Origin of the sequence: Streptomyces sp. NBC_00005 (assembly GCF_045160215.1) — a bacterium.
In the GTDB taxonomy this organism is placed as follows: Bacteria; Actinomycetota; Actinomycetes; order Streptomycetales; family Streptomycetaceae; genus Streptomyces.
The window spans coordinates 859,850-884,116 of the sequence record NZ_CP108316.1 but is presented as its reverse complement, the minus strand read 5'-3'; the positions used below and the strand labels follow the sequence as shown (position 1 = coordinate 884,116).

The window sequence follows — 24,267 nt, the reverse complement described above, 5'->3', positions numbered from 1 at the left end:
GTGTGTCTCCTCCCGCTCAGACACCCGCGAACGCGGGTGCGGAGGTGAGACCGAGCAGCTTCTCGGCGTTCTGGTGGCCGATCTTGAGCCGGTCGGCGTCGCTGATCGGGGCGCCCCGCAGGAACTTCGTGGCCGTCGCGATGTCCTCGAAGGGGTAGTCCGTGCCGAAGAGGATGTGGTCGGCGCCCATCGAGAGCAGGGCGGTGAGCAGCGGGGCGGGGGAGCAGACGCCGCTGGTCGTGATGTAGAGGTTGTGCCGGATGTACTCCGAGGGCCGGCCGCGCCTCAGCTCGATGCCGTGGTGGGCGTGGAAGTCCCAGCGGGAGTCCATGCGCCACATCACGTACGGCAGGCCCTCTCCCATGTGTCCGAGCAGCAGCTTGGCGTTCGGGAAGTCGTCGAAGACGCCGCCGAAGATCAGACGCAGGACGTGGGTGGCGGTGTCGACGCCCCAGCTCCACATCGGCCCGACGAGTTCGGGGTGCCCGGAGAGCACGTGTGCGGTGTCGACGCCGTTGGCCGGGTGCAGGTAGAGCGGCACATCGAGGTGCTCGGCGCGCTCCCAGACGACGCGCAGGGCGGGGTCGTCGAGGTACCTGCCGTGCGTGTGCGCGTTGACGAGGGCCCCGCGCAGGCCGAGTTGGGTCACCGCGCGTTCCAGCTCGTCGGCCGCGGCCTTGGGATCCTGGAGGGGCAGGGCGGCGAAGCCGGAGAAGCGGTCGGGGTGCTCGGCGATGACGCCGGTGAGGAAGTCGTTGACCGTGATCGCCTGGCGTACGGCGGCGGCCGGGTCCTTCTCCGCCTGCAGGCCGGGGGAGTTGAGCGACAGCACCTGCATGTCCAGGCCTGCGGCGTCCATGTCGTCGAGGCGTTCCTCGGTGAGGTCGAGGAGGCGGCGGGAGGCTTCGGCCCAGGCGCCGGGCTGGGCGATGGACGCGGTCGACGCGCCATGGCCCACCAGGTCGGGGGTCACGAAGTGCTCTTCGAGGCCGATCAGCTTCATTGCGGAGTTCTCCTCGGGTGATCTCGTACGCGTCTGCGGTCGAGGTCGCATGTGCGGGGGTGTGGCGGCGCCCGGCTCGGTGTGATGGGCCGGGGCGGATGAGATGCGCGGGTGTGTGCGCTGAAGAACGAGCGGCTCCGGGCGGCTGCGAAACGGACCGCCGGTGGGGCGGGGCAGCCGGGGGAGGTGACTGCCACCGCTCTCGCAGTTCACCAGAACGTAACGCGTTCTGCAATAGTGAATGTCAGATATGTTTGCGATCAGAGGTCGGCGCTCGTCGCGCCGATAGGCTGCATACCTTCGTCCACCTGCAAGGGAGTGCTGCGCTGTGACCACGACCGACCCCAAGGAGAACGGGGAGCGTCAGGGCATCCAGTCCGTCGAGATGGCGATGCGGGTCCTGCTGGCGCTGGAGAGCGGCGGTGGTGCGCTGAGCCTGTCGGCGATCGCGCAGGCGAGCGGCATGCAGCCCAGCAAGGTGCACCGCTATCTCGTCAGCCTCGGCCGCATCGGCCTGACCTCGCAGGATCCCGCCTCGGGCCTCTACGACTTCGGGGCCGCGATGCGCCGCCTGGGCGCCGAGTCGCTGCGCCGCACCAACGAGGTGGCGGTGGCGGGCGGCCACGCGATGCAGCTGCGCGACCGCACCGGCCACTCCGTGAACCTCGCGGTCTGGGGGGACCGCGGCCCGATCGTGGTGAGCTGGGCGTACGGCACCCGCCCGCTGCCCCTGACGGTGCGCGTCGGCGCCACGCTTCCCCTGCTCACGTCGTCGGTCGGCCAGGTGTTCCTGGCCCATCTGCCCGAAAGCCTCACCGACGAGGTACTGGGCGGAGAGCTCCGCGGCAAGGAGGCGGAGTGGACGAGCGAGCGCCTCGCGGCCACCCGGGCCAAGGTCCGCGAGGACGGGCACATCGTGACGCACAGCGGGGTCATCCCGGGCATCATCTCGGTCGCCGCGCCCGTCTTCGCGGCCAACGATCCGCTGCCGCTCGCCGTCTCCGTAGTGCTGCCCGAGAGCCTGGGCACACCGGAGCACCTCGCCGAGGTCACCCGCGAACTGCACGACGCCGTGGCCGCGGCGTCGCACGAGCTCGGGTATCTGTCGTAGTGCCCTATGCGACGGGGCGCGGGCCGGCCACCTCGTCGAAGTGGGTCTCGGCCGACGGGCCGAGGATCTCGTGGGCCTCCAGGAACATCTCGTGCGCCTCGTGGCCCACCCAGCCCGCCGGGAGGAGCTCGGTCGGCAGGGCCGGGTCGCGGAAGGGGAACTTGCGGTAGTCGTACGTCAGCCGCATGCGCTCGACCAGCGCCTCCTCGGGGCTGAGGTGCCCGGCCCGGTACGACGGCATCCGGCCTCGATAGGTGCGCAGCAGCTCCCGGTAGTCCTCGTTGAGAACAGCCAGGTCCCAGCTGCGTGCCGCCATCTCGCGGTCGACGGGCAGCCCTCCGGACTGGCAGCGCAGGGTGTCCAGGCGAATGGCCGGCTCGTCCGCGAACTTCTCCCGCACCTGCTGGAGCCGGTCGTGCGGGGAGACGTACGTGGACGGGGCCAGGGGGCCGAAGCCCAGCCAGGCCAGCTCCTTGCGGATGCGGTCGCGGGTGCCGCGCTCGGACTCGGGGACCGAGTAGATGACCATGTACCAGTGCCGGTCCCAGTCGGACGGGGCACGGTCGAAGATGCGTGAGCGGCCCTCGTCCAGGAGCTGGAGGCTGCGCTTGTTGAGCGCGTAGAGCGTCTCCCTGCCCTCACGTCGAACGTCGAACCAGCCCTCCTTGCGCAGCCGCGCGAGGACCACCCGCACCGTGCTCTCGCCGACACCGAAGCAGCCCATCAGTGTGCTGAGGGTGCGCAGCCGGGCGGCGCCCCCGCGGTAGCGGACGTAGTCGCCGAACAGGTCGAAGACGATCGATCGAGGCTTCACGGAATCGACTATGTCACACGGACGGTCGTCGTGAGGATGAGCTGTTCGACCGAGATAACTCATGTTCCTGCCGTGTGAGCGGCCTCAATGAAGCGCAACAAATTATTGACGCCCGTGCATCTATTGACACAGGATGCGTCCGGGCCTGAGTCTGGGCCTGTACTCGACGTGGAGGCGGAAGCCATGGTTTCTCGGATCGCTGTTGTGGGAGGCGGCCCCGGTGGGCTGTTCTTCGCGGCGCTCATCAAGCAGGCCGATCCGTCGGTCGAGGTGACGGTCTTCGAGCGGAACCGCGCGGAGGACACCTTCGGCTTCGGCGTGGTGTTCTCGGACGCGACGCTGGCCGCCATCCACGAGGCGGATCCCGTCCTGCGCACCGCGCTCGCGGACCACGGCCGGCACTGGGACGACATCGAGGTGCGGCTGAAGGCGCAGCGGATCCGCTGCGGCGGCAACGGCATGGCCGCCATCACCCGCAAGACCCTGCTCCAGCTGCTGCACGAGCGGGCCGAGGAGGTCGGGGTCGAGCTCCGGTTCAACCACGAAATCCCGGCGGATCCCGCCGAGTTGGCCGACTACGACCTGATCGTGGCCGCCGACGGCGCGAACTCCCGGTTCCGTGACCGGCTCGCCGACGTGCTGGTGCCGGAGGTCGAGGTCGCGACCGCCAAGTTCATCTGGTTCGGCACGGACTACCTCTTCGACGGCCTGACCTTCGTGCACGAGCACGGCCCGCACGGGACCTTCGCCGTGCACGGCTACCCGATCAGCGACAGCGTCAGCACCTTCATCGTCGAGACCGACGAGGAGTCCTGGCGACGGGCCGGGCTCGACGAGTTCGACACCGCACAGCCGCCGGGCCCGAGCGACGAGAAGACCAAGGCGTATCTGGAGAAGCTCTTCGCCGAGCAGATCGACGGACACGAACTGCTGGTCAACAACTCCCGCTGGGGCAACTTCCGCACCCGCCGCACCCAGCGCTGGCACAGCGGCAACGTCGTTCTGCTCGGCGACTCCGCGCACACCGCGCACTTCTCCGTCGGCTCCGGCACCAAGATGGCCATGGAGGACGCCGTCGCCCTCGCCGACAGCCTCCTCGCCCACCGCGACGACCTGCCGAGCGCCCTGGGGGCGTACGAGGCCGTGCGGCAGCCCTCGGTGGCGAAGATCCAGCGCTCCGCCCGGCCGAGCCTGTCCTGGTGGGAGCACTTCGGGCGCTACCACGACGCCTTCGAACCGACGCAGTTCGCCTTCCACTTCATCTCGCGCAGCATCGGCAAGGAACGGATCGCGCGCCGCGACCCGGACTTCGTCGAGCAGGTCGTACGGGACTGGCGGGCGGCGCACGAGGGGCTCGATCCCCTGGCCACTCCCTTCCGGGAGTTCGGCGGACGGCGGCTGACCTCCGAGGAGCTCGCGGCGTTGCGCACCGAAGGGTGCCTGTGGCTCACCGCGCCGGACGGCGAGGCTCAACTGCCCGATGTCTACGACGAGTTGGCCGACGTTCTGAGCGGCGACACGCCCCCGGACCTGGTCGCCGTACGGGGCGGAACCTCGCTCACCCGGTCGCTGCTCGCCGAGCAGGCCCGGCTGGTGCACGGCGTGCCCGCGCTGATCGTGGAGGACGGAATGGACGACGACCGGGCCGAGACGCTGCTGCTGTCCGGGCGTGCCGACCTGGTGGCGGAGGAGCAGGCATGAGCACCGACCTGACGCCGATGTTCGCGCCCGAGGGCGTGGTCGTGATCGGCGCCTCACGGCAGAGCGGCAAGCTGGGCGCCGCCATGGCCCGCTCACTGGCCCCCTTCTCCGGCGCCCGTGCCCTCGTCAACTCGCGGCGCCCGGAACCCGACGAGGGCGTGTACGCCTCGGTCGCCGAAGCCGCCGCGCACACCGACGGACGCCTCGACCTGGCCGTTCTGTGCGTGCCCGCGGCAGGCTGCGCCGACGCGCTGGCCGAGGCGGCCGCCGCCGGCTGCCGTGCCGCGCTGGTCTGCGCCGGCGGTTTCGGCGAGGCGGGCCCGGAGGGCGAGGAGTACGCGAAGGCACTGCTCCGCGTGGCCCAGGAGACGGGGATTAGGCTGCTCGGCCCCAACACCTCCGGCTTCTTCGCCCCCCACCTCGGACTGACGGCCAGCTTCGTGCCCGCCGCGGGGCAGCTTCCCGCCGGGGACATCGCGGTGGTCGCGGCCAGCGGCGGCGTCAACCACGCGCTCTCCTTCGACCTGGTCGCCGCCGGAAACGGGATCAGCCTCGGCGTCGGCATCGGGGCCGGCCTCGACGTCACCGCCGCGGACGTCCTGGCACACCTCGCGGGGGACGGCCGTACGACAGCCGTCGCCGTGCATGTGGAGACGGTGCCGGACGGGCCACGGCTGGTCGAGGCCGTACGCCTGGTGGCCGCAGTCAAGCCGGTCGTGGCCCTGGTCGTCGGCCGCAGCGACGTCGGCGACTTCGCCCGGTCGCACACCGGAGCGCTCGCCACTTCCTGGCGTACGACGCGCGCCGCGCTCCGGCAGGCCGGTGCGGTGGTCGTCGACGACGAACGGGAGATGGTGGACGCGCTCACGGCCCTCTCCCGTATCCAGTTGCGCGCCCATCCGGACCCGGGACTCGGCATCGTGACCGCCCAGGCCGGTCCGGGGCTGCTGCTCGCGGACCGTGCGGGCACCGACGGCATCCGGATGCCGGAACTGGCCGAGACGACACAGGACACCCTGAGCGGACTGCTGCCCCCGCTGACCTACCAGCGCAACCCGGTCGACACCGGCCGTCCCGCCGAGACCTTCGCCCGCGTCCTCGCCGCCACGGCCACGGACGCGGACGTGGACCTGCTCGCTGTCTACGCCCTCACCGAGCCCGACAGCGTCGACCTCGCCTCGGCCGCGCAGGACGCCGGCCTCGGCGCGGACTCCCCGGCCGTGGTGGTCGTCGGAGGCCTGCCCGAGGACGTGGCCGAACAGCGGGCGCGGCTGCACAAGGCGGGGATTCCGGCGCTGACCGGACCGGCTTCGGCCGCCAACGCCGTACGGGCGCTGGTGACCCATGCGCGGCAGCGGGCGGTGCGGACCGATGCGCCCTTGCGGGCGACGACCGCCTCCGTGCCGTCCGGCCCGCTGGACGAGGACGCCGCCAAGACGTACCTCGCGGCACTGGGTATCCGCACCCCGGATCGCGTCGCCTGCGACTCCCGCGCCCACGCCCACTACGCCCTGCGCCTGCTGGGCGGGCCCGTCGCGGTCAAGGTGCTCGATGCCGCGATCCTCCACAAGACGGAGATCGGCGGAGTCCACCTGGGCGTGCGCACCCCCGACGAACTCGACGCGGCGCTGGACGCCATCGGCCCCGGACGCCGCTACCTGGTCGAGGCGATGGCCCCGGCCGGTGTCGACCTCGTGCTCGGTGTGCGACGGGATCCCGTGTTCGGGCCGGTCGTCCTCGCCGGGCTGGGGGGCACGGCCGCCGAGGCTCTCGCCGACGTGGCGATCCGGCTCGCCCCGCTCTCCGCCGCCGAAGCCGCCTCGATGCCCGACGACCTGGCCGCCCGGGCTCTGCTCGACGGCTGGCGCGGCGGGCCGGTGCTCGACCGGGCGGAGTTCGGGCGGGTCGTTTCGGCACTCGCCGTCGCTCTGGCCGCGAGTCCGGACACCGCCGAGATCGAGATCAACCCCCTGCGACTCACCGCCGACGGGCTCATCGCCCTGGACGCCGTGATCGTGCACACGGCCGACCGCACCTGAGGAGAACGACCATGCCAAGGACGAGCAGCAACGGCGCTGTCCCCTGGCCCGTGGAGTACGCCGAGCGCTACACCGCGAAGGGTTACTGGGAAGGCCAGGCCATCGGCGACCGCCTCCACTCCGTCGGCGACACGACTCCCGACGCGGTCGCGCTCGTCGACGGCGACCGGCGGCTGACATACCGTCAACTCGCCCAGCGGGCGGACGCCGTGGCGCTGCGCCTGGCCGCGCTCGGGCTCCGCCCGGACGACCGGCTCGTCGTGCAGCTGCCCAACACCGCCGAGTTCGTGATCCTGGTCCACGCCTGTCTGCGCCTCGGCGTCATCCCGGTGATGGCGCTGCCCGGACACCGCAGACACGAGGTCGGCTACCTGGTCGAGCACAGCGAGGCGGTCGCCGTCGCCGTACCCGACCACCTCAAGGGCCATGACCACCAGGCGATGGCGTTCGAGATCGCCGCGGACTCGCCAACTCTCCGACATGTTCTCGTCCTTGGCGACAAGGTCGGCGACGACGCCGTGGACCTGCGGGAGTTGTGCGCCGCACCCGGCACGGCCGCGGACCGGGCCGCCGTGGACGCCTACCGGCCCGACAGCCGCTCGATCGCCGTCTTCCTGCTCTCCGGCGGCACCACCGGGCTGCCCAAGCTCATCGCCCGCACACACGACGACTACGTCTACAACGCCCGCCGCAGCGCCGAGGTCTGTGAATTCGGCCCCGACACGGTCTACTTCGCGGCCCTCCCGCTCGGCCACAACTTCCCGCTCGCCTGCCCGGGCCTGCTCGGCGCCCTGCTGAATGGCGGCCGGGTGGTCCTGGGCTCGCCCAACCCGGAGAAGGCGTTCCCGCTGATCGAGCGCGAGGGCGTCACCGCGACCGCCCTGGTCCCGGCCATCGCCCAGCGCTGGCTGGACCACCACCGGGAACACCCAGGCGTCGACCTCAGCTCCCTGCGCGTCCTCCAGGTCGGCGGCTCCCGCCTCGCCGACCACGTCGCCCGCCGCGTCCGCCCCGAACTGGGCTGCACCCTCCAGCAGGTGTTCGGCATGGCGGAGGGCCTGCTCAACTACACACGGCTGGACGACACCGAGGACGTCATCTGTACGACGCAGGGGCGCCCCATGTGCGAGGACGACGAGCTCCTCGTGGTCGACGAACTGGGCAACCCGGTCCCCGACGGGATCCCGGGCGTACTGCTCACCCGCGGCCCCTACACCCCGCGCGGCTACTACCGCGCCCAGGAGCAGAACGCCCGAGCGTTCACCGAGGACGGCTGGTACCGCACCGGCGACATCGTGCGGCTGCTGCCCGACGGCAACCTCGTCGTCGAGGGCCGCGACAAGGACATGATCATCCGGGGCGGGGAGAACATCTCAGCCGAGGAGATCGAGAACTTCGCCTACCAGACCCCCGGTATCGCCCGCGCCGCCGCCGTGGCGATGCCCGACGACCGACTCGGCGAGCGCGTCTGCCTCTACGTGGTGCCGGAACCGGGCCGCACCGTGGCTCTCGACGACATCCACCACGTCATGGAGGCCGCGGGCATCGCCCGCTTCAAGTTCCCGGACCGGCTGGTGACCGTCCCCGAACTCGCCGCCACCAAGGTCGGAAAGATCGACAAGAAGGCCCTGCGCGCCGACATCGTGCGCCGCATCGACGCCGAAGGAACCCCCGATGACCAGTGACTCCGTCATAGCCCCCGAGGAGACGGACCCCGAACTCCGCAAGCTGTACGACGGATTCGCGGCGGCCGGCCTCATCCCCCTGTGGACCGAGATCGGCAACCTCATGCCGCTCACCCCGCAGCCCGAGGCCGTCCCGCACGTCTGGCCCTGGGACACCCTCCTCCCGCTCGCCCGCCGGGCCGGCGACCTCGTGCCGGTCGGACGCGGTGGCGAGCGCCGCGCGATCGCGCTCGCCAACCCCGGCCTGCCCGGCCGGCCGTACGCAACTCCCAACCTGTGGGCGGCAGTTCAGTACCTCGGCCCGCGCGAGGTCGCCCCCGCGCACCGCCACTCCCAGGGCGCCTTCCGGTTCATCCTGGAGGGCGAGGGCGTGTGGACGGTCGTCAACGGCGACGCGGTCGAGATGCGCCCCGGCGACCTGCTGCTCACCCCGTCGATGCACTGGCATGGCCACCACCACGTCGGCGACGCGCCGATGGTCTGGCTCGACGGCCTCGACATCCCGCTCGTGCACCGCCTGGACGCCGGGTTCTTCGAGTTCGGCGAGGACGGGGTCTCGGACCGCTCGACCCCCTCACGGGCGCGCAACGAACGCCTGTGGGGCCACCCCGGCCTGCGCCCGATCTCGGCCGACGACAGCCCCAACTCCCCACTCATGGCCTACCGTTGGGCCGACACCGACGACGCACTCACCGCCCAGCTGGAGCTGGAGGACGAGGGGCACCCCGGCGTCCTGGAGCCCGGCCACGCCGGGATCCGCTTCACCAACCCCGCCACCGGCCGCGACGCCCTCGCCAGCCTGCGCACCGAAATGCATCGCCTGCGCCCGGGCACCACCACCGCGACCCGCCGCACGGTCGGCTCGTCCGTCTGGCAGGTCTTCCGCGGCAGCGGCACCGTCACTCTCGACGACCGCGAGATCGAGGTGTCCGACGGCGACCTCATCGCCGTCCCCTCCTGGTGCGCCCTGACCATCGCCGCCGACACCCGGCTCGACCTGTTCACCTTCAACGACGCGCCCCTCTACGAGGCGCTCAACCTCGCCCGCACCGAAACACTCGCCCGCACCGAAACGACCGGGAGCACGCCCTCATGAAGCTCGCCACCATCCGCACCGCCGACGGCACGGCGGCCGTCCGCCTCGACGGCGACCGTGCCGTGGAGACCGGAGTCGGCGACGTCGCCGCCCTGCTGCGCCGCCCCGACTGGCGCGCGTACGCGGCAGCCGCCGACGGTCCGGCGCACGACGTGGCGGCCCTCGACCTCGCCCCGGTCGTCACGACCCCCGCCAAGATCTTCTGCGTGGGCCACAACTACCGCACCCACATAGCGGAGATGGGCCGCGAGATGCCCTCCTACCCCGCCCTCTTCGGCAAGTTCGCCAACGTTCTGCTCGGCGCCCGCGACGACATCGTCCACCCGGGGGAGACCGAGGAACTGGACTGGGAGGCCGAACTCGGCTTCGTCATCGGCTCGCAGCTGCGCCGCCGGGCCACCAAGGAGGAGGCGGCGGCCGCGATCGCCGGCTACACCGTCGTCAACGACATCTCCATGCGGGACTGGCAGTGGCGCACCCCGCAGTGGCTGCAGGGCAAGGCGTGGGAGGCCAGCACGCCGGCCGGACCCTGGCTGGTGACCGGCGACGAGATCGACGACGCGGCCGACCTGGAGATCCGTCTCGAGGTCGACGGCGAGGTCATGCAGCGCTCACGCACGTCCGATCTGCTGTTCAGCCCGGCGGACATCGCCGCGTACCTGAGCACGTTCACGACCCTGGAGCCGGGCGATCTCGTCCTCACCGGTACCCCGGGCGGGGTGGGCGCGGCCCGCGACCCGAAGGTCTTCCTGAAGCCCGGGCAGGTGGTACGCACCGTGGTCGAGGGTGTCGGGGAGTGCGTGAACACGGTCGTCGAGGACAAGGCGTGAGAGACCCGAAACGGGTCCTCGGGTGGGTCGAGGACGGACAGTGCCGACTCCAACAGGCGGTCGACGCGCTGTCGGCGGACGAGGTCACCGCACCGTCGGCGCTGCCCGGCTGGACCCGCGGCCATCTGCTCACCCACCTCGCCCGCAACGCCGACGCCCTCGTCAACCTGCTGACCTGGGCCCGGACGGGCATCCCGACACCCATGTACACCTCACCGGACCAGCGCGTCACGGACATCGAGGCGGGTGCCGGACGGCCTATGGCCGAACAGCAGGCGGACGTACGGGAGTCCGCCGCCCGCTTCTGGAAAGCCGCCGAGGCCCTGTCGGACGACGCCTGGTCAGCCACCGTCGTCAGCGGGCAGGGCCGCGAGATCCCGGCGTCCGAAGTGCCGTGGCTGCGCGCCCGCGAGGTCTGGATCCACCTGGTCGACCTGCGGGTGGGCGTCGGAATGGACACACTGCCAACCGACCTCGCCTGGGCCCTCGTACGCGATGTGGCCGGATGGATGTCGGCCCGCCTCGACCCGGGTATCGGCGCCGAGTTGAGGGCGGAGGGCCACGGCACTGTCGCGCTGGGAACGCCGTCCGCCGGAGGCACCGTCATGGGACCGCCGGCCGCCCTTGCCGCCTGGCTCACAGGCCGGAGCGGCACCGAAGAACCGCACGTCACGGGCGAACTCCCCAGCCTTCCCCGCTGGTTGTGAGCCACTTCTTCCCACGCGATCAAAGGAGATCGACATGAGTGAAACCTTCGTCCTGGTCACCGGCGCCTGCCACGGCGGCTGGTCCTGGCGCCCCGTCGCCCGCGAGCTGAGAGCCGCCGGCCACCAGGTGTACACGCCTACTCTGGCCGGACTGGGTGCCGAGGACGACCCGCGCGACGTAACCCTCACCGACTGCGTGAACAGCCTCGTGGACTACGTCGAAAGCGCCGGCCTGGACGGCATCACGCTGGTCGGCCACAGCTGGGGCGGCTACGTCCTGACGGGCGCCGCGCCCCGCCTCGCGTCCCGTCTCAAGCGCCTTGTCTTCTGGAGCGCGTTCGTGCCGAACGACGGCGAGTCGCTGATCGACGCGTGCCCGCCGCACTACGGCGAGATGTTCCGCGCCGTGGCAGCCGCCTCCGGCAACAACTCGGTGACGTTCCCGCTGGAGGTGTTCCGGCAGGCTTTCATGCAGGACGCGGACGAGGAGACGCAGCGAATTGTTCACTCCCTGCTCGTCCCGCAGCCGCTGGGCACCTTCACCGAGAAGCCGGACACGAGCGCCTTCTATGCTCTCGACATCCCCACCGCGTACGTTCTGTCGACCGACGACCTTTCCCTCCCCGGCGAGTGGCATTGGGCCGAGCGCTTCCCCCAGCGCCTGAAGAACCCGCTGCTCATCGAGACACCCGGCAGTCACGAGGCCCTCTTCACCCGCCCCGCCGAACTGGCCGACGCGTTCGTCCGGGCCTGCGCCGTGTAGAGCGGCCTTCCGGAGAGACCCGGGCGGTCTCGACGGCCGCTCGGTGCGTGGTGCAGGCCGCACCTAGGTTTGTCACGATTTGCAGGTGTTCGGAGTCGCGCGACTGATCCGGTCGCTCCGTGGTCCCGCAGCGCAGGACGTGGCCCGGCGCGCGGACTCGTACGGCCTGCCGGGCGGCACCTGGGTGGCGCCGGGGGCGCTGCGGACGGTGATGGCCGGGATCGGCACGACGCTCGACGAGGGCACGACCTGCGCGGAGCTCACTCGCATCGTCGCCGGGCGATTCGGCTGCTCGGCAGCGGTCATGCGGGTCCACGGAGTGACCGTCTCGGGCTACGAGTCCATCGCCGGAGACCCGGATGTCCTGCCGGACGCCCGCTGGGCCGCGGGCGTCGCGCGCGACATGACGTCCCCGGCGGTCGACGGAAGGGGGGAACAGCACGTCGCCCAATCCGGGGTCGGCCGGGCCCGACCCGCCCTCTGCGTACCGCTGGCCACCGGCGAACACCGCTACGGCATCCTGGTGTGCGCGCGGGACGGCGGCCACTTCACGCACACCGAGGCGGACCTGTTCGCTCTCCTGGCGGAACGGGCCGCCTCGCACATCCGCCACGCCCGGGAGCACGCCGAGGTGAGCCGGACCGCCGGAGACCTCCAGCGCGCCCTTCGCGCCGAGCCCGGACGGCCGCACCCCAACCTCGACGTGGCCACCCGCTACCTGCCGGCCGGCAAGCGCGCCCTGGTCGGCGGCGACTGGTGCGAGACCGTTCGGCTGCACTTCGGACGCACCCTGCTGGTCGTCGGTGACGTCATGGGACACGGTGTCGAAGCCGCCGTCGACATGACCGCCTACCGCTCCGACCTGCGTTCCCTCGCCGCCGCCGACCTGCCGCCCCATCGCATCCTGCGTCGGTTGGACGACATGGCCGCGCGCGAACCGGGCCGAAGACCGGCCACCTGCCTGATCGCCCGGGTCGATCCCGTGCGCGGTCAGATGACGCTGGCCGGTGCCGGTCATCTGCCGCCCGTCGTGATCAGCGGACAGGGCGAGACCTCATCGCTGCCGGTGCCGGTCGGGCCGCCCCTGGGCACCGGGTTCGGCGGCTACGAGGCCACCACCTACCGCCTGGACGAGGCCCAGACCCTCCTGATGTTCACCGACGGCCTCGTCGAGCGCCGCGGCGAGGACATCGATGTGTCCCTGGACCGGCTCGCCCGGATCCGCTTCGCGCCCGCGGCCAGGGTCGAAAGCGTCCTGGACACCGTCCTCGCCCGCCTGGTCGCGAGGCACGCCGAGGACGACGTGGCGGTCCTGGCCGCACGCCCCAGCCACGTCGAACGCCGATGAGCCCATCAGCCCGTCAGCTCGCCGGCCCGTCAGCTCGCCGGCCCGCCAGGATCTCGTGACCCATGGCCACGGCCCATGACCCTGTCCGGAAAGCGGCAGACCCCGGCGCGAGACGAACGCGCCGGGGTCCGCGACATGCTCAGTGGGACGTCGGGAACAGTTGGAGCTTGGCCTTGGAGCCGGAAACCGACTTCACCCAGATCTTCAGGTTGTTGAACTTGACGGTGCCGCCCGGGCTGGTGCTGCCGCCCAGGTACCCACCGCCCGTGGTGGTGGTCGACATCCGCACGGACCCGGAGCTGATGTGCGTGATCTTCAACTTCCCGAACCCGAACTTGCGGCTGCTGACCTTGATGGTCTTGGGCGCTGACACGGTGATCTTGCACCGCCCGTCGTAGCAGGGCCCGTTGCCGGCGGCGAACGCAGTCGGCGTCATCATGCCGAAGCCCAGTGCGCCCGCCATGGTCAGTGTCACGGCAGCCGTCGCGGCTCGTCGGCGCATGCCCGAACTCATCAGTTGGACCTCCTGTTTCCACGGGGGGATTCCCGGTCGGCATTTCTAACCCGCCGTTCCTGGGACCCCTCCCGAAGAGGTACGCGACTGAGGTGATCTCCTCGTTCGGTCAGGCCTGTTCAACACCTGTCTGGGCGCCGGCTCGCCGAGTCGAAGGCCGCCTTCGCGAACCGAGGGCCGCTTTCGCTCCCGGCTCACCGATCCGAACCCACCGGCAGGGTTGGAATCCGGCGGCAACCTGATCGCGATGGGTGGCGACTAGGGGGAACTTCGGGGATTCCACACCGGATTCACACCCGAAGCACCTTCACAGCACTGCATCGCTCAGGAGTCACCCATGAGTTCGAGATCTCCCGCCAACCACCGCCTGCGCAGACGCTTTCTCAGGCCTGTTCCCGTCGCCGTCGCGGGCGTCCTGGTGGCAGGGGGTGTCGCGGCGGTGCCGTTGCTGGCGAACGGCGCGTCCTCCGCGTGCAGCGTGTCCTACAAGGTCACCTCTCAATGGGGAGACGGCTTCCAGGGCACGGTCACCGTCACCAACAACAGGAGCACGTCGCTGAGCAGTTGGAAGCTCGCCTTCACCTTCGGCGGGGGCCAGAAGGTCTCGCGGGGCTGGAACGGAGAGTGGAAGCAGTCCGGGAAGAAGGTGACCGTCACCAACACTGCCTCGAACGGCACGCTGGCTGCGGGCCGTTCGGCGAGCACCGGCTTCCTGGCGTCCTGGTCGGGAACCAACCCGGCACCCAAGTCGTTCAAGCTGAACGGGAAGCAGTGCCAAACCGCCGGCACGGCGACCCCCAGCGCCTCCGCCAGTGTGACGCCGACGTTCAGCGAGTCCCGCAGCCCCACGCCGACCGCCACCCCCACGGCCACCGCGAAGGCATCGGCGAGCGCCACCCCCAGCCCCTCCGCGTCCGCCACCGCAACACCCGAGGCGGCCGCCGACGAGTGGAACCCGCCGTCCAACCTGGCGAAGCCGCTCGACGAGGTCTGGAACCACGTCGAGACGACGTACTCCGACCTGTACGGCTTCAAGAACTACGGCTGGGACCAACTCATCGCCACCAAGGGCACGTTGAACTACTGCGTGCGCTGGGACTCCGACACCCCGGTGACCTCCACCACCCGTGACAAGATCCAGGATGCGCTCCAGACGCAGTTCAACAAGTGGATCCACGCCATGGTGGACGACGGCAAGGGCTTCGAGGCCTGGCCGTACACCGACGTCAAGGTCAACGTCGTCGGCTGGGCGGTCAAGGACCGTTCCACCCTCCAGTGGTCCGACGACTCCGTGAAGGTCTACGCGGGTGTGCTCGACGACTCGGGGGCCCCGCAGTGCTCGCCCGACTGCGGACGCTTCTTCCACCAGGACGGCGACTACTCCCAGTGCCCCGGCAAGGAGGCTGAGCACTACGACGAGTCGCTGTGGCTCACCAAGGGTTTCGAGGGCGGAGCCGGCGGTGACTGGGGTCAGCGTGTCGGCGAGGAGTACTTCGTGGGAGCCCTCGGCCAGGAGAACATGCACGTCTACCTGCACGAGGTGGGCCACACCTTCGGCCTGGACGACTTCTACGACTGGACGCCGACCGGTGTCTCCAGCTTCATCATGAACGCCGGCAGCGCCACCGAGATCACGACGTTCGACCAGTGGATGCTGCGGGACTTCTGGCGGCATGTGAAGAACCGCTACGGCTACTAGACAGCTTCGTCAGGGCGCCGACGACGACTGTCCACGGCCCCTCACCGTGCTCTTCGAGTGCGGTGAGGGGCCGTAAAATCCAAGATCCCGATGCGGTCCGTCAGCCGGCCGCATGCTGTGGCCTCACGGGTCCCGGCACGGGCCGCTTCGCCGAGAACCCGTCGCCCGGCACATGACCACGCAGCCGTCGCCACAGCCACGGGCCGACATGGTCCACGGCCCAGCGCACATCGGCCGCCCGGGCGCGCAGGGCGGGGACGGGGGACTGTGCGGGCAGGGGATCGGGCCAATCCTCGTAGCCCGGCAGGCCGAGCGTGTGGGCCATGCCGGCGGCGATCCGCTCGTGCCCGATCGGGCTCGCGTGCAGCCGGTCGTTGCTCCACAGCCGAGGGTCGGCCGTGAACGCGTGCGGGAAGACGTCCAGGACGGCGACGCCGTGTCGCGCCGCGATGACGCGCACACGGGAGTTGAGGTCGAGGATCCGCGGCCGTACCCGGCGCGCGACCGGCGAGACCTTGCCCAGGTCGGGGAAGGTCATGGTGGCGACGCGAGCGCCCGAGGCGGTCAGGCGGGCGAACATCTCCTCGATGTTCGCGGCGACCGACTCGGGGTCGAAGCGCGGCCGTACGACATCGTTCATGCCCGCCGTCACCGTCACCAGGTCCGGGCGCAACGCGAGAGCGGGGCCCAGCTGATCCGCCTTGATCTGACCGCTGGTCTTGCCGCGCACGGCGAGATTGCCGTAGGTCAGGCCGGGTTGGGCTACCGCGAGGGTCTCGGCGAACCGGTCGGCCCAGCCGCGGTGTCCGCCCGTCGGGCCGGGATCGCCGATGCCCTCCGTGAGACTGTCACCGATCGCGACGTAGCGCAGGAACAGGTGCGAGACGGTCATGCCGCGTGAGTCTATCTTCGGTTCATTCTGAGTTCAGGCCCGCACGGTCTGAGTTCAGGCCCGCACGGTCGACCCGCGTTCACGCATCCGCGGTGCGCACAACACCCGCTTCTTGCGTACCCGCTTCCCCTCGATCGCCGCGACGGTCAGCCGTGCGGCCTCCGCCGCGATCTCGCTCAGCCCCCAGTCCACCGTGGTCAGCGGCGGCGTGAGCACCCGCGACACCGGATGGTCGTCGAAGCCGACCACGGAGACGTCCCGGCCCACCTCCACGGAGTCCTCCGCGGCCGCCGCGTACACCCCGTACGCCAGCGAGTCCGAGAAGCAGAACACGGCGGTCGGCGAGTGCGCGCTCTGCAGAACGCGGCGCGCCACCGCCGTCGCCTCGCCCAACTCCTGCGGGCAGGGCACCAGTTCGGCCTTCAACCCGAGCCGGCCGGCCGCCTCGCCCACGTAGACGTCGGCCGGCCGGTCCGGTGTGCTCGGACGGGTCGGGGTCAGCACGGTCACCCGGCGGTGGCCGAGTCCGTGCAGATACTCCAGTACGGCGTCGATGCCGGCCCGGTTGTCGAAGATGACCGAACCGGCCGTGCGGGCCCGGCTCAGCGAGTCGCCGACGGCCACCACCGGCAGTGCGTCCGCGATCGCGGCCCAGCCCTCCGCGGAGGGGTTCACGGGAGACACCAGCAGCGCGTCGACCCGCTGGTCGCGCAGCTGCTTGGCGAGGACCAGCTCGCGGTCGGGGTCGCCGCCCGCGTCCAGGATCAGCGCGTAGCGGTCGCCGGCCAGCAGTTCCCGGCCGATGGCCGCCATCAACTGCTGCTGCCACAGGTCCTGGAGGTCGCCCGCGAGGACGCCGACCATGCTGGTGCGGCCGCTGGCCAGGGCGCGGGCGATGGGATCGGCCTCGTAGCCGAGTTCGGCTGCGGCCCTGCGTACCCGCTCCTCGGTCTCCTTGGAGACGTGTTTGCCGCGCAGGGCGTAGGAGACGGCTGCGGTGGAGAGGCCCGTGGCCTCGGCCACCTCCCGGAGGGTGGTGCGCTTGTTGGGCCTGGCCATGCCGGGAAGCCTACCGGGATGTATACGCATCGGGAGCACGTGGCCCGCCGCCGGAGTGACTGAAAGCCTGTCCGTGGGCGGGCCCGGCCGCAGTCGCGGTCGCCGCCGCACGCTTGACAGATCGTCTTGTTAAGCGGTTAAGTTAACCGCATAAGTGAAGCGCTTAACCAACCGCTTGAACACCGCCTGAACAACCGTCTGGCCACCCCCGGCCGACCGATCAGTTCCTTGCCCGTCCAGAGGACCGTCCCGCGTGCTCACCGACGTTCACCAGCACATCTGGCCGCCCGCCCTCGTCGAGCTGCTGCGCTCCCGCACGACACCCCCGTACCTCGACGGCTGGACCCTGCACCTGTCCGGCGAGCCGCCCTACGGCGTCGACCCGGCCGACCACGACATCGCGGCCCGCACCCGCCTCGCCGCCGACGACGGCCTCGACCTGGCTCTGGTGTCCCTCTCCAGCCCTCTCGGCATCGAGTACCTGCCGCCCGCCCAGGCCGATCCACTGCTGGCCGCGTTCCATGACGGCGCCCTTGCGCTCCCGGCTCCCTTCGGGGTCTGGGCCTCGGCCTGCCTGTCGGCAGGCGATCCCGAGGCCGTGGAACGCGAGCTCGGCCGCGGCTGCGTGGGTCTCCAACTCCCCGCCACCGCCGTCCTCGACGCGGCGGGCTGGGCCCACTGCGCACCCCTCCTCGACGTCCTCACCCGCCACGACAAGCCCCTCTTCATCCATCCTGGCCCGGCTCCGCCCGCCGACGGCGCCCCGCCGTGGTGGCCGGCCCTGGTCCCGTATCTGCAGCAGATGCACGCGTCCTGGTACGCCTTCCGCGCCTTCGGCCGCGCCCGCCACCCGCGCCTGCGCGTCTGCTTCGCCGCCCTCGCGGGCCTCGCCCCCCTGCACGGAGAGCGCCTCGCAGCCCGCGGCGGCGGGCGCGGCGAGATCGACTTCGACGTGTTCTACGAGACCTCCTCCTACGGCACCCGGACCGTCGACGTACTCGTCCGGGCCGTCGGCATCGACGTGGTCGTCAGTGGCAGCGACCGCCCGTACGCACCGCCCGTCATCCCCGACCTAGGCGCGGACGCAGCCGTCCACGCCCTGCGCACCGCCAACCCCGCCCGCCTGCTGCACGGCCGCGCCTGAACCGTGCCCCGGCCGGACACAGCCCTGAAAGGAGCCACATATGACGTACGAGTCCCTGCCGGAGCGGACCCTCGACAAGCGCGAACTCCAGGCACTTGTCACGGACCTGGCCGACCGCCCGGACCTCTGGCACGCACACGTGGCCTTCTCCGACCACGAGCGGCACTACGCATCCCTGTACCGCGACGAATACGTCGACGTCTGGCTGCTGTGCTGGACCCGGCAGAACGACACGGGCTGGCACGACCACGACACATCCGGGGGCGCCGTCACCGTCGTCCAGGGCGAACTCAACGAGTCCACGCCCCGCATCGGCGGCATCCACTGCTCCGTCACCTTCGAGGCCGGCGAGTCGTTCTGCTTCGGCCCGGAACACATCCACCGGCTCACCGGCGCGACCGACGACGCCGTCTCGATCCACGCCTATTCGCCGCCGCTGTGGCGTCTGGGCCAGTACGACATCGCCGCGGACGGCCTGATGCGCCGGATCTCCGTTTCGTACGCGGACGAACTGCGGCCGCTGGACGCCCCGGCCGCCTGACAGCGGGGGCAGGCGCAGAAGTTCGAAGGCGGGCGGAGGTCCCTGCCGCCCGCGCGGCCAGTGCCGCGGCGAACGTTGCCTGTTGCGGCACTAGCTCGACAGAGCCATGACCGCCCGCACTCGCTTGCCACCCCCGGTGACCGCGGTGACGTCCAAGTGCTGGGCCAGGCAGCGCACCATGGCCAGACCACGTCCGCTCTCACCGTCGGCGGTGAACGGCCGCACGCGAGGCGGAATCGGGCTGTCGTCGTACACCTCGACGGTCACCCGCTCCTCCGACACCTGCAGCCGCAGGCGGCACGCGCTGCGGCCGTGCTGGGTGGCGTTGGCGACCAGTTCGGACACGACGAGCTTCACGTCGTCGATCTGCTCGGCCTCCACCCGAGCCGTCCGAGGGCGGGAGCGGGCGAGGAACTTCGAGGTGAGCCCTCGTGCCCGGCCTGCGGACGCGGCCTCGTCGAGCAGCAGATACTCCACTCGCACGGAACGCCCATGGGTACGCCTGTGCGTACGCATGGCGGATCACATCCCCTCCTAGGACACCCGGTATCCCCGCGGTCTTTCCGCCCACCGGGGCCGCTGCATCTCTTGCGCGGCCGGTCCTGCCCACTCGTGATGCCCTGTGCCCGAGATCGGCAACCCTGCCTGCCTCTGGGCGTGTCCACGGGTTGGGAAATATCATCCCTCGGCCTCAATTGGGTAAAGGGTCGGGCGGGCGGCGCGGATTGCCTGGCAGCCTGTGGAGAGTCCAAGGTGGGGAAGGGGCCCCTGCGGAAGGCGGCTCCCGGATGCCGCGACGCCGATGGAGCACGCCATGGCTGCAAAAAGGCCGCAGCACAGTCACACGGTGCTGTCCTGGCTGCCTGTCCTGGCGATGGCCGTGGTCGCGGTCGGGGACATCGTCACCGGGCCCGGAGTGGGCTTCCTGCCACTGGCGTCACTCGGGCCGGCCTTCGCCGGACTCGTCGGAGGATGGCGCCGTACGGCATGGTTCGGCGCGGCCGCCCTGCTGCTGTGCGTGGCACTCGGCCTGTACGACGGGTTGTTCCAGGAACGCCGGGGCTTCATGGCGATGGTGTCGGTGGTCGGGGTGACCGGCGCGGGTCTCGCGGCCGCTGTGATGCGCGGTCGCCGTGAGGCCGAGCTTGCCAATGTGCGGTCGATCGCGGAGGTGGCCCAGCGCGTGCTGCTGCGGCCGGTGCCCCTGACGGCCGGGCCCTTGCAGGCGGCGGTGTCGTACACCTCGGCCGTGGCGGAAGCCCGTATCGGCGGCGATCTGTACGAGGTGGTCGCCTCCCCGCACGGCGTGCGGATGATCGTCGGCGATGTGCAGGGCAAGGGGCTGGCCGCGGTCGAGACGGCCGCCGTGGTGCTCGGCGCGTTCCGGGAGGCGGCGCACGACGAACCCGACCTGGTCGGTCTGGGCGAGCGCCTGGAGCGCAGCGTGGCCCGGGTGCTGGAGGGGGAGAAGTTCGTCACCGCGGTCCTCGCCGAGGTCGGCGAGCACCACGAGGTGGTCTTCCTGAACTACGGTCACCCGCCGCCGATGGTCGTGCACGAGGACGGCACCGCCGACTTCCCGCAGCCGTCGGAATACGCGCTGCCCCTGGGCCTCGGGGTGCAGGGAAGCGGCAGCCCCAAACCGTTCTCCGTCGGCTTCGCGCCGGGCGAGCAACTGCTGCTGTACACCGACGGCGTGACCGAGGCACGCGACGATCACGGTGACTTCTATCCACTCGGCGAGCGGGCGTACCTCCTCAAGGACGCCGACGCCCAGGGCGCGCTGGACACACTGCGCGAGGACCTTGTCCGGCACGCCGCCGGACCGCCCCACGACGACGCGGCGATGCTCCTGCTGCGCTATCACCGTCATGCGCCGGGGGAATCCGTCGACGCCGTGTGAGGTGCAGTTCGGGTCCGCGATGCGAAGGGTGATGGAGCCAGAGGGTCAGTCACGGTCCCCTCGTTGTGCGGCACTAATGTCGTCCGCATGACCGAAGACTCCCTGCGCTCCGTCACCGTCGAGCGCACCAGCACCGGACACTTCGTCGCGACGAACGCCCGCGGCGGCACGATCAGCTTCGGAACCGGTTCCGATCCGGACAGGGAGGCCGAGTTCACCCCGGTCGAGTTGTTGCTCGCCGCGATCGGAGGCTGCACGGCCGTGGACGTGGACGTCGCCGTCAGTCGCCACGCGGAGCCCACCAGGTTCTCCGTCGCGGTGACCGGCGACAAGATCAATGACGAGCTGGGCAACCGGATGACCGATCTCGAGGTCACCTTCTCCGTCGCCTTCCCGAGCGGCGAGGGCGCGGATCGGGCCCGGGCGATCCTGCCCCGGGCCGTCAAGACCTCCCACGACCGCCTCTGCACGGTCAGCCGCACGGTCGAGATCGGCACGCCCGTCACCGCCACGGTCGAGGAAGCCTGAGCCGTGAGCGACTACGAGCTGGACCGTGCTCTGCGGGTGGCCCTGGAACTGGCCGAGTGGGCGTGCGAGACGATCCGCGGCGGAAGCGGCACGGGCGTGGGCCCGACCGGTCCGGTCCGGGAGAAGGCGAGCCCCGCGGACATCGTCACGGACAAGGACGAGGAGGTCGAAACCCATGTACGGGCCGTGTTGCGGCGGGAGTTCCCGGACTGGGGGATCGACGGTGAGGAGTACGGCGTCCAGGAGGGGACATCGGGTGCGCCGCACTGGGTGATCGACCCGGTGGACGGAACCACCAACTACGCGCACGGCCTTGGCTGGTGTTCCTTCTCGCTGGGGCTGGCGGAGCCGGACGGGAGTCCGTTGCTGGGTGTGGTGGCCGACCCGTGGCGCGGCGAGGTGTTCACGGCGGCCCGGGGCGGGGGAGCGTACCTGAACGGGGTCCCCATCCGGGCGGCGGCGCACGAGACGCTCACAGGCCACGTGTTCATGACGGAGTGGGCGGCGCACGCCCACTGGCCGGGCATGGACGCCCTGTTGGCCGAACTGGCGGACCGCCACTGCACGGTACGGGTCATGGGCTCGACGGCCCTGTCCCTGGTCCAGGTCGCCGCGGGCCGGGCCTCGGCGGCGGCGATCGGCGAGTTCCACCCGGTGGACGGCCTGCCCGCCCTGCTCATCGCGACGGAGGCGGGCGCGGTGGCGACGCCGCAACTCCCGGCGTACGACGAGCCGTTGCTGCTGGCCGTCCCCGGGGTCGCGGACGAGGCGCGGGAGTTGTGGCGTACGACGGTGAGGCCGGAACCGGAGCGGTAGCCGGAGGGGGAGGTGCTCAGACCCCGGTGACCGACCCTTTTCGTGGGGTGGACGCTGTGAGGGGAGGCTGGGCGTCCTCCGGCCGGTATGTGGCCGGTGTAGTCGGATGCCCAGCCTCCGGGCGCCGTGGCGCGTGTCATCTCCCCTTGGTGTGCCGGCCGTTCAGGCGGTGAGCTCCTTGGTGATGCGGTCGAGCATGAAGGCCGAGGAATCCTTGGCGCGTTCCTCCCAGGCGAAGACGCAGGCTGTGGCGACGCCGTCGAAGTTCAGTTCGCGCAGCGTGCCGAAGAACGCGTCCCAGTCGACCTCGCCCTGGCCGATGTCGAGGTGCTGGTGGATACGGGCGGCGGTGCCGGGAGGGTTGAGGATGTAGCGCAGGCCGCTGGATCCCTTGTGGTTGAAGGAGTCCGCGATGTGCACGTGCTGGAGCTTGTCACCGGCGTGGCGCATCATCGCCGCGATGTCTGCCGTCGGGTCTGCGCCGGAGAGGTGGAAGGAGTGGGGTGCGCAGTACAGGTAGTTGACCCACGGCTTGTTGATGGCGCGGACGAGATCGACCGCCGGGGTGTTCTCCTCGCAGAAGTCGTCCGGGTGCGCCTCCAGGTTGAGGGCGATGCCTTCGCGCTCGAACAGCGGCAGCAGCTCCTCCAACGAGCGCCAGAAGGCGGCCTCGCTCTCGGCGGCGCGCTCGGGGCGACCGTTGAACTCCGAGTTCATCAGCGGGCATTCGAGGTCGGCAGTGATCTCGATCATCCGCTTCCAGTAGCGGACGGCGGCCTGCCGCTCGGACTCGTCGGGTGAGGACCACTTGTACAGCGGCAGCACGGAGGAGAGCTGGACGCCGTGCGTGCGCAGGGAGTTCTTCAGCTCGGCGACCCGTTCGTCGTCCGCCCGCGGGTGCAGGAAGAACGGCATGAAGTCGTCACGCGGCGACAACTCGATGTACTCGTAGCCGAGTTCGGCGACCGTGCGCACCATGTCGTCGATCGGCAGGGCACGGAACATGTACGGGTCGAGGGCGATCTTCACGCGGCACCTCCGTAGAAAGCGGGGCGGGGTTTGAGATCCGTGGCGACGACCCGGCCCGACTCCAGGGCCTCGACGGTCGCGCTGGTGATGACGGTCGCGGCGTAACCGTCCCACGCCGAAGGGCCGTTGGGCTCGTCGCCGGCGGCGAGACCCGCGATCCACTCACGGAACTCGGTGTCGAAGGCGTCCGCGAAGCGGCCCACCCAGTCCGTCAGCACCTCCGTGCTGTGCCGTCCGGCGGTGCGCACACCGACCGAGGCGGGGTCGGGCAGCCGTACGAGACCTTCCTCGCCGACCGCCTCGCACTGAATGTCGTAGCCGTACTGGCAGTTGACGAAGACCTCGAGGTCGATACGGACGCCCTTCGCGGTCTCGAAGAGCATGATCTGCGGGTCCTTGAGGTGCGCGAACCGCTTGCCCGTGGCGCGCGGGGTGACCACCTGGGTGGAGACAATCTCATCGTCGAGCAGCCAGCGCAGCACGTCCACCTCGTGCACCGCAGTGTCCAGGGCGGCCATCGCCGAGGTGTACGCCTTGGGGACCGTCGGGTTGCGGTGGGCGCAGTGCACGATCAGCGGCTCGCCGATGCGGCCGGAGCCGATGACCTGCTTCATCTGCCGGTAACCGGCGTCGTAGCGGCGCATGAAACCGACCTGGACCAGGCGGCGGCCGTGCGCGACCTCGGCCTCGACGATCTTCAGACAGTCCTCGGCGGTGGTGGCGAGCGGCTTCTCGCAGAACACCGGTTTCCCGGCGGCGATCGCGTTCAGCACATGCTCGGCATGGGTCGGGCCCCAGGACGTCACGAGCACCGCGTCGACGTCGTCCGCCGCGACCACGGCCGCGCCGTCGGGCAGCACTCGGGCGCCGACCGGCGCCGCCGCCTCCTCGGCGCGGGCCGCGTCGATGTCGGTGACAGCGGTGACGCGGGCGCCGGTGATGGTGTCGGTGAGGCGTCGGATGTGCTCCTGGCCGATCCAGCCGGCGCCGATGACTCCTACGCGTACAGTCATGGTCTTTCCTTCGAGGGGGTCGTTCCAGGGGG

At 70.9% G+C, this 24,267-nt stretch carries 23 protein-coding genes and 1 pseudogene; 16 read left to right on the top strand and 8 right to left on the bottom strand.

Annotation, left to right across the window (positions count from 1 at the left end; genetic code table 11):
• Window positions 1-16: 16 nt before the first annotated feature.
• Window positions 17-1,003 carry an amidohydrolase family protein gene (locus OG303_RS04465; RefSeq protein WP_405864933.1) on the bottom strand — a complete coding sequence of 329 codons (987 nt, stop codon included), beginning with the start codon at window positions 1,001-1,003 and terminating at the stop codon, window positions 17-19.
• A 328-nt stretch (window positions 1,004-1,331) separates the two neighbouring features.
• Here OG303_RS04465 and OG303_RS04460 point away from each other — a divergent pair, with 328 nt between their 5' ends.
• Entirely contained in the window at window positions 1,332-2,114 is a 783-nt protein-coding gene (locus OG303_RS04460) for an IclR family transcriptional regulator (RefSeq protein WP_405864931.1), read from the top strand.
• A gap of 4 nt (window positions 2,115-2,118) precedes the next feature.
• Here OG303_RS04460 and OG303_RS04455 read toward each other — a convergent pair whose 3' ends face one another.
• Entirely contained in the window at window positions 2,119-2,928 is an 810-nt protein-coding gene (locus tag OG303_RS04455; RefSeq protein WP_405864929.1) for a PaaX family transcriptional regulator C-terminal domain-containing protein, read from the bottom strand.
• A gap of 183 nt (window positions 2,929-3,111) precedes the next feature.
• Here OG303_RS04455 and OG303_RS04450 point away from each other — a divergent pair, with 183 nt between their 5' ends.
• The 8 genes from OG303_RS04450 to OG303_RS04415 all read left to right on the top strand — a co-directional run bounded on the left by OG303_RS04450 (window position 3,112) and on the right by OG303_RS04415 (window position 13,097).
• Complete coding sequence (locus OG303_RS04450; RefSeq protein ID WP_405864927.1) at window positions 3,112-4,629, top strand: FAD-dependent monooxygenase; 1,518 nt, start codon at window positions 3,112-3,114, stop codon at window positions 4,627-4,629.
• The gene (locus OG303_RS04445; RefSeq protein ID WP_405864925.1) at window positions 4,626-6,668 is read left to right on the top strand and encodes an acetate--CoA ligase family protein; all 2,043 of its coding nucleotides are present in this window, start codon (window positions 4,626-4,628) and stop codon (window positions 6,666-6,668) included. The genes OG303_RS04450 and OG303_RS04445 overlap by 4 nt, the downstream gene beginning before the upstream one ends.
• Window positions 6,669-6,679: 11 nt before the next feature.
• Entirely contained in the window at window positions 6,680-8,353 is a 1,674-nt protein-coding gene (locus tag OG303_RS04440) for a (2,3-dihydroxybenzoyl)adenylate synthase (RefSeq protein WP_405864923.1), read from the top strand.
• Window positions 8,343-9,449, top strand: coding sequence for a cupin domain-containing protein (locus tag OG303_RS04435; RefSeq protein ID WP_405864921.1), 1,107 nt, complete (start codon window positions 8,343-8,345; stop codon window positions 9,447-9,449). The genes OG303_RS04440 and OG303_RS04435 overlap by 11 nt, the downstream gene beginning before the upstream one ends.
• On the top strand, window positions 9,446-10,279 hold the full coding sequence (locus OG303_RS04430) for a fumarylacetoacetate hydrolase family protein (RefSeq protein ID WP_405864919.1): 834 nt from the start codon (window positions 9,446-9,448) through the stop codon (window positions 10,277-10,279). The genes OG303_RS04435 and OG303_RS04430 overlap by 4 nt, the downstream gene beginning before the upstream one ends.
• Entirely contained in the window at window positions 10,276-10,986 is a 711-nt protein-coding gene (locus OG303_RS04425; RefSeq protein WP_405864917.1) for a maleylpyruvate isomerase family mycothiol-dependent enzyme, read from the top strand. Before OG303_RS04430 ends, OG303_RS04425 begins: the two co-directional genes overlap by 4 nt.
• Window positions 10,987-11,020: 34 nt before the next feature.
• Window positions 11,021-11,749: an alpha/beta fold hydrolase gene (locus OG303_RS04420; protein ID WP_405864915.1), complete on the top strand. Its 729-nt coding sequence runs from the start codon at window positions 11,021-11,023 to the stop codon at window positions 11,747-11,749.
• Window positions 11,750-11,834: 85 nt separating this feature from the next.
• Window positions 11,835-13,097, top strand: coding sequence for a PP2C family protein-serine/threonine phosphatase (locus OG303_RS04415; RefSeq protein ID WP_405864914.1), 1,263 nt, complete (start codon window positions 11,835-11,837; stop codon window positions 13,095-13,097).
• Between the two features lie 139 nt (window positions 13,098-13,236).
• Here the strand turns inward: OG303_RS04415 and OG303_RS04410 are convergent, their stop codons facing one another.
• Complete coding sequence (locus OG303_RS04410; protein ID WP_405864912.1) at window positions 13,237-13,599, bottom strand: hypothetical protein; 363 nt, start codon at window positions 13,597-13,599, stop codon at window positions 13,237-13,239.
• Between the two features lie 349 nt (window positions 13,600-13,948).
• Between OG303_RS04410 and OG303_RS04405 the strand changes: the two are divergent.
• Together OG303_RS04405 and OG303_RS04400 are read left to right on the top strand one after the other, a co-directional pair.
• Window positions 13,949-14,374, top strand: a pseudogene (locus OG303_RS04405) (cellulose binding domain-containing protein); the annotation flags it as partial.
• Between the two features lie 51 nt (window positions 14,375-14,425).
• Window positions 14,426-15,310, top strand: a complete 885-nt coding sequence (locus OG303_RS04400) for a hypothetical protein (RefSeq protein WP_405877073.1) — start codon at window positions 14,426-14,428, stop codon at window positions 15,308-15,310.
• Between the two features lie 100 nt (window positions 15,311-15,410).
• Here OG303_RS04400 and OG303_RS04395 read toward each other — a convergent pair whose 3' ends face one another.
• Window positions 15,411-16,202 (bottom strand): SGNH/GDSL hydrolase family protein, encoded by a 792-nt coding sequence (locus tag OG303_RS04395; protein ID WP_405864910.1) that lies wholly within the window; start codon window positions 16,200-16,202, stop codon window positions 15,411-15,413.
• A gap of 54 nt (window positions 16,203-16,256) precedes the next feature.
• The gene (locus tag OG303_RS04390) at window positions 16,257-17,261 is read right to left on the bottom strand and encodes a LacI family DNA-binding transcriptional regulator (protein ID WP_405864908.1); all 1,005 of its coding nucleotides are present in this window, start codon (window positions 17,259-17,261) and stop codon (window positions 16,257-16,259) included.
• Between the two features lie 253 nt (window positions 17,262-17,514).
• On the opposite strand from OG303_RS04390, the gene OG303_RS04385 reads away from it, so the two are divergent.
• A complete protein-coding gene (locus tag OG303_RS04385; RefSeq protein WP_405864906.1) occupies window positions 17,515-18,405 on the top strand; it encodes an amidohydrolase in 891 nt (296 codons plus the stop codon).
• Window positions 18,406-18,445: 40 nt separating this feature from the next.
• Complete coding sequence (locus tag OG303_RS04380; RefSeq protein ID WP_405864904.1) at window positions 18,446-18,946, top strand: cysteine dioxygenase; 501 nt, start codon at window positions 18,446-18,448, stop codon at window positions 18,944-18,946.
• A gap of 90 nt (window positions 18,947-19,036) precedes the next feature.
• Here the strand turns inward: OG303_RS04380 and OG303_RS04375 are convergent, their stop codons facing one another.
• Entirely contained in the window at window positions 19,037-19,429 is a 393-nt protein-coding gene (locus tag OG303_RS04375) for an ATP-binding protein (protein WP_405864902.1), read from the bottom strand.
• Window positions 19,430-19,760: 331 nt separating this feature from the next.
• On the opposite strand from OG303_RS04375, the gene OG303_RS04370 reads away from it, so the two are divergent.
• The 3 genes from OG303_RS04370 to OG303_RS04360 all read left to right on the top strand — a co-directional run bounded on the left by OG303_RS04370 (window position 19,761) and on the right by OG303_RS04360 (window position 22,193).
• Window positions 19,761-20,849 carry a PP2C family protein-serine/threonine phosphatase gene (locus OG303_RS04370; RefSeq protein WP_405864901.1) on the top strand — a complete coding sequence of 363 codons (1,089 nt, stop codon included), beginning with the start codon at window positions 19,761-19,763 and terminating at the stop codon, window positions 20,847-20,849.
• 87 nt (window positions 20,850-20,936) lie between these two features.
• Window positions 20,937-21,377: an OsmC family protein gene (locus tag OG303_RS04365; RefSeq protein ID WP_405864899.1), complete on the top strand. Its 441-nt coding sequence runs from the start codon at window positions 20,937-20,939 to the stop codon at window positions 21,375-21,377.
• A gap of 3 nt (window positions 21,378-21,380) precedes the next feature.
• Window positions 21,381-22,193 carry an inositol monophosphatase family protein gene (locus OG303_RS04360; protein ID WP_405864897.1) on the top strand — a complete coding sequence of 271 codons (813 nt, stop codon included), beginning with the start codon at window positions 21,381-21,383 and terminating at the stop codon, window positions 22,191-22,193.
• Between the two features lie 162 nt (window positions 22,194-22,355).
• Here the strand turns inward: OG303_RS04360 and OG303_RS04355 are convergent, their stop codons facing one another.
• Together OG303_RS04355 and OG303_RS04350 are read right to left on the bottom strand one after the other, a co-directional pair.
• Entirely contained in the window at window positions 22,356-23,222 is an 867-nt protein-coding gene (locus OG303_RS04355) for a sugar phosphate isomerase/epimerase family protein (protein ID WP_405864895.1), read from the bottom strand.
• The gene (locus tag OG303_RS04350) at window positions 23,219-24,235 is read right to left on the bottom strand and encodes a Gfo/Idh/MocA family oxidoreductase (RefSeq protein WP_405864893.1); all 1,017 of its coding nucleotides are present in this window, start codon (window positions 24,233-24,235) and stop codon (window positions 23,219-23,221) included. Before OG303_RS04350 ends, OG303_RS04355 begins: the two co-directional genes overlap by 4 nt.
• Window positions 24,236-24,267 lie beyond the last annotated feature (32 nt).

Excerpts from the sequence above, each read along its gene's own strand:
- OG303_RS04465 (WP_405864933.1), bottom strand. The coding sequence starts at position 1,003 with ATGAAGCTGATCGGCCTCGAAGAGCACTTCGTGACCCCCGACCTGGTG.
- OG303_RS04450 (WP_405864927.1), top strand. The coding sequence starts at position 3,112 with ATGGTTTCTCGGATCGCTGTTGTGGGAGGCGGCCCCGGTGGGCTGTTC.
- OG303_RS04445 (WP_405864925.1), top strand. The coding sequence starts at position 4,626 with ATGAGCACCGACCTGACGCCGATGTTCGCGCCCGAGGGCGTGGTCGTG.
- OG303_RS04440 (WP_405864923.1), top strand. The coding sequence starts at position 6,680 with ATGCCAAGGACGAGCAGCAACGGCGCTGTCCCCTGGCCCGTGGAGTAC.
- OG303_RS04435 (WP_405864921.1), top strand. The coding sequence starts at position 8,343 with ATGACCAGTGACTCCGTCATAGCCCCCGAGGAGACGGACCCCGAACTC.
- OG303_RS04430 (WP_405864919.1), top strand. The coding sequence starts at position 9,446 with ATGAAGCTCGCCACCATCCGCACCGCCGACGGCACGGCGGCCGTCCGC.
- OG303_RS04420 (WP_405864915.1), top strand. The coding sequence starts at position 11,021 with ATGAGTGAAACCTTCGTCCTGGTCACCGGCGCCTGCCACGGCGGCTGG.
- OG303_RS04410 (WP_405864912.1), bottom strand. The coding sequence starts at position 13,599 with ATGCGCCGACGAGCCGCGACGGCTGCCGTGACACTGACCATGGCGGGC.
- OG303_RS04395 (WP_405864910.1), bottom strand. The coding sequence starts at position 16,202 with ATGACCGTCTCGCACCTGTTCCTGCGCTACGTCGCGATCGGTGACAGT.
- OG303_RS04390 (WP_405864908.1), bottom strand. The coding sequence starts at position 17,261 with ATGGCCAGGCCCAACAAGCGCACCACCCTCCGGGAGGTGGCCGAGGCC.
- OG303_RS04380 (WP_405864904.1), top strand. The coding sequence starts at position 18,446 with ATGACGTACGAGTCCCTGCCGGAGCGGACCCTCGACAAGCGCGAACTC.
- OG303_RS04370 (WP_405864901.1), top strand. The coding sequence starts at position 19,761 with ATGGCTGCAAAAAGGCCGCAGCACAGTCACACGGTGCTGTCCTGGCTG.
- OG303_RS04365 (WP_405864899.1), top strand. The coding sequence starts at position 20,937 with ATGACCGAAGACTCCCTGCGCTCCGTCACCGTCGAGCGCACCAGCACC.
- OG303_RS04350 (WP_405864893.1), bottom strand. The coding sequence starts at position 24,235 with ATGACTGTACGCGTAGGAGTCATCGGCGCCGGCTGGATCGGCCAGGAG.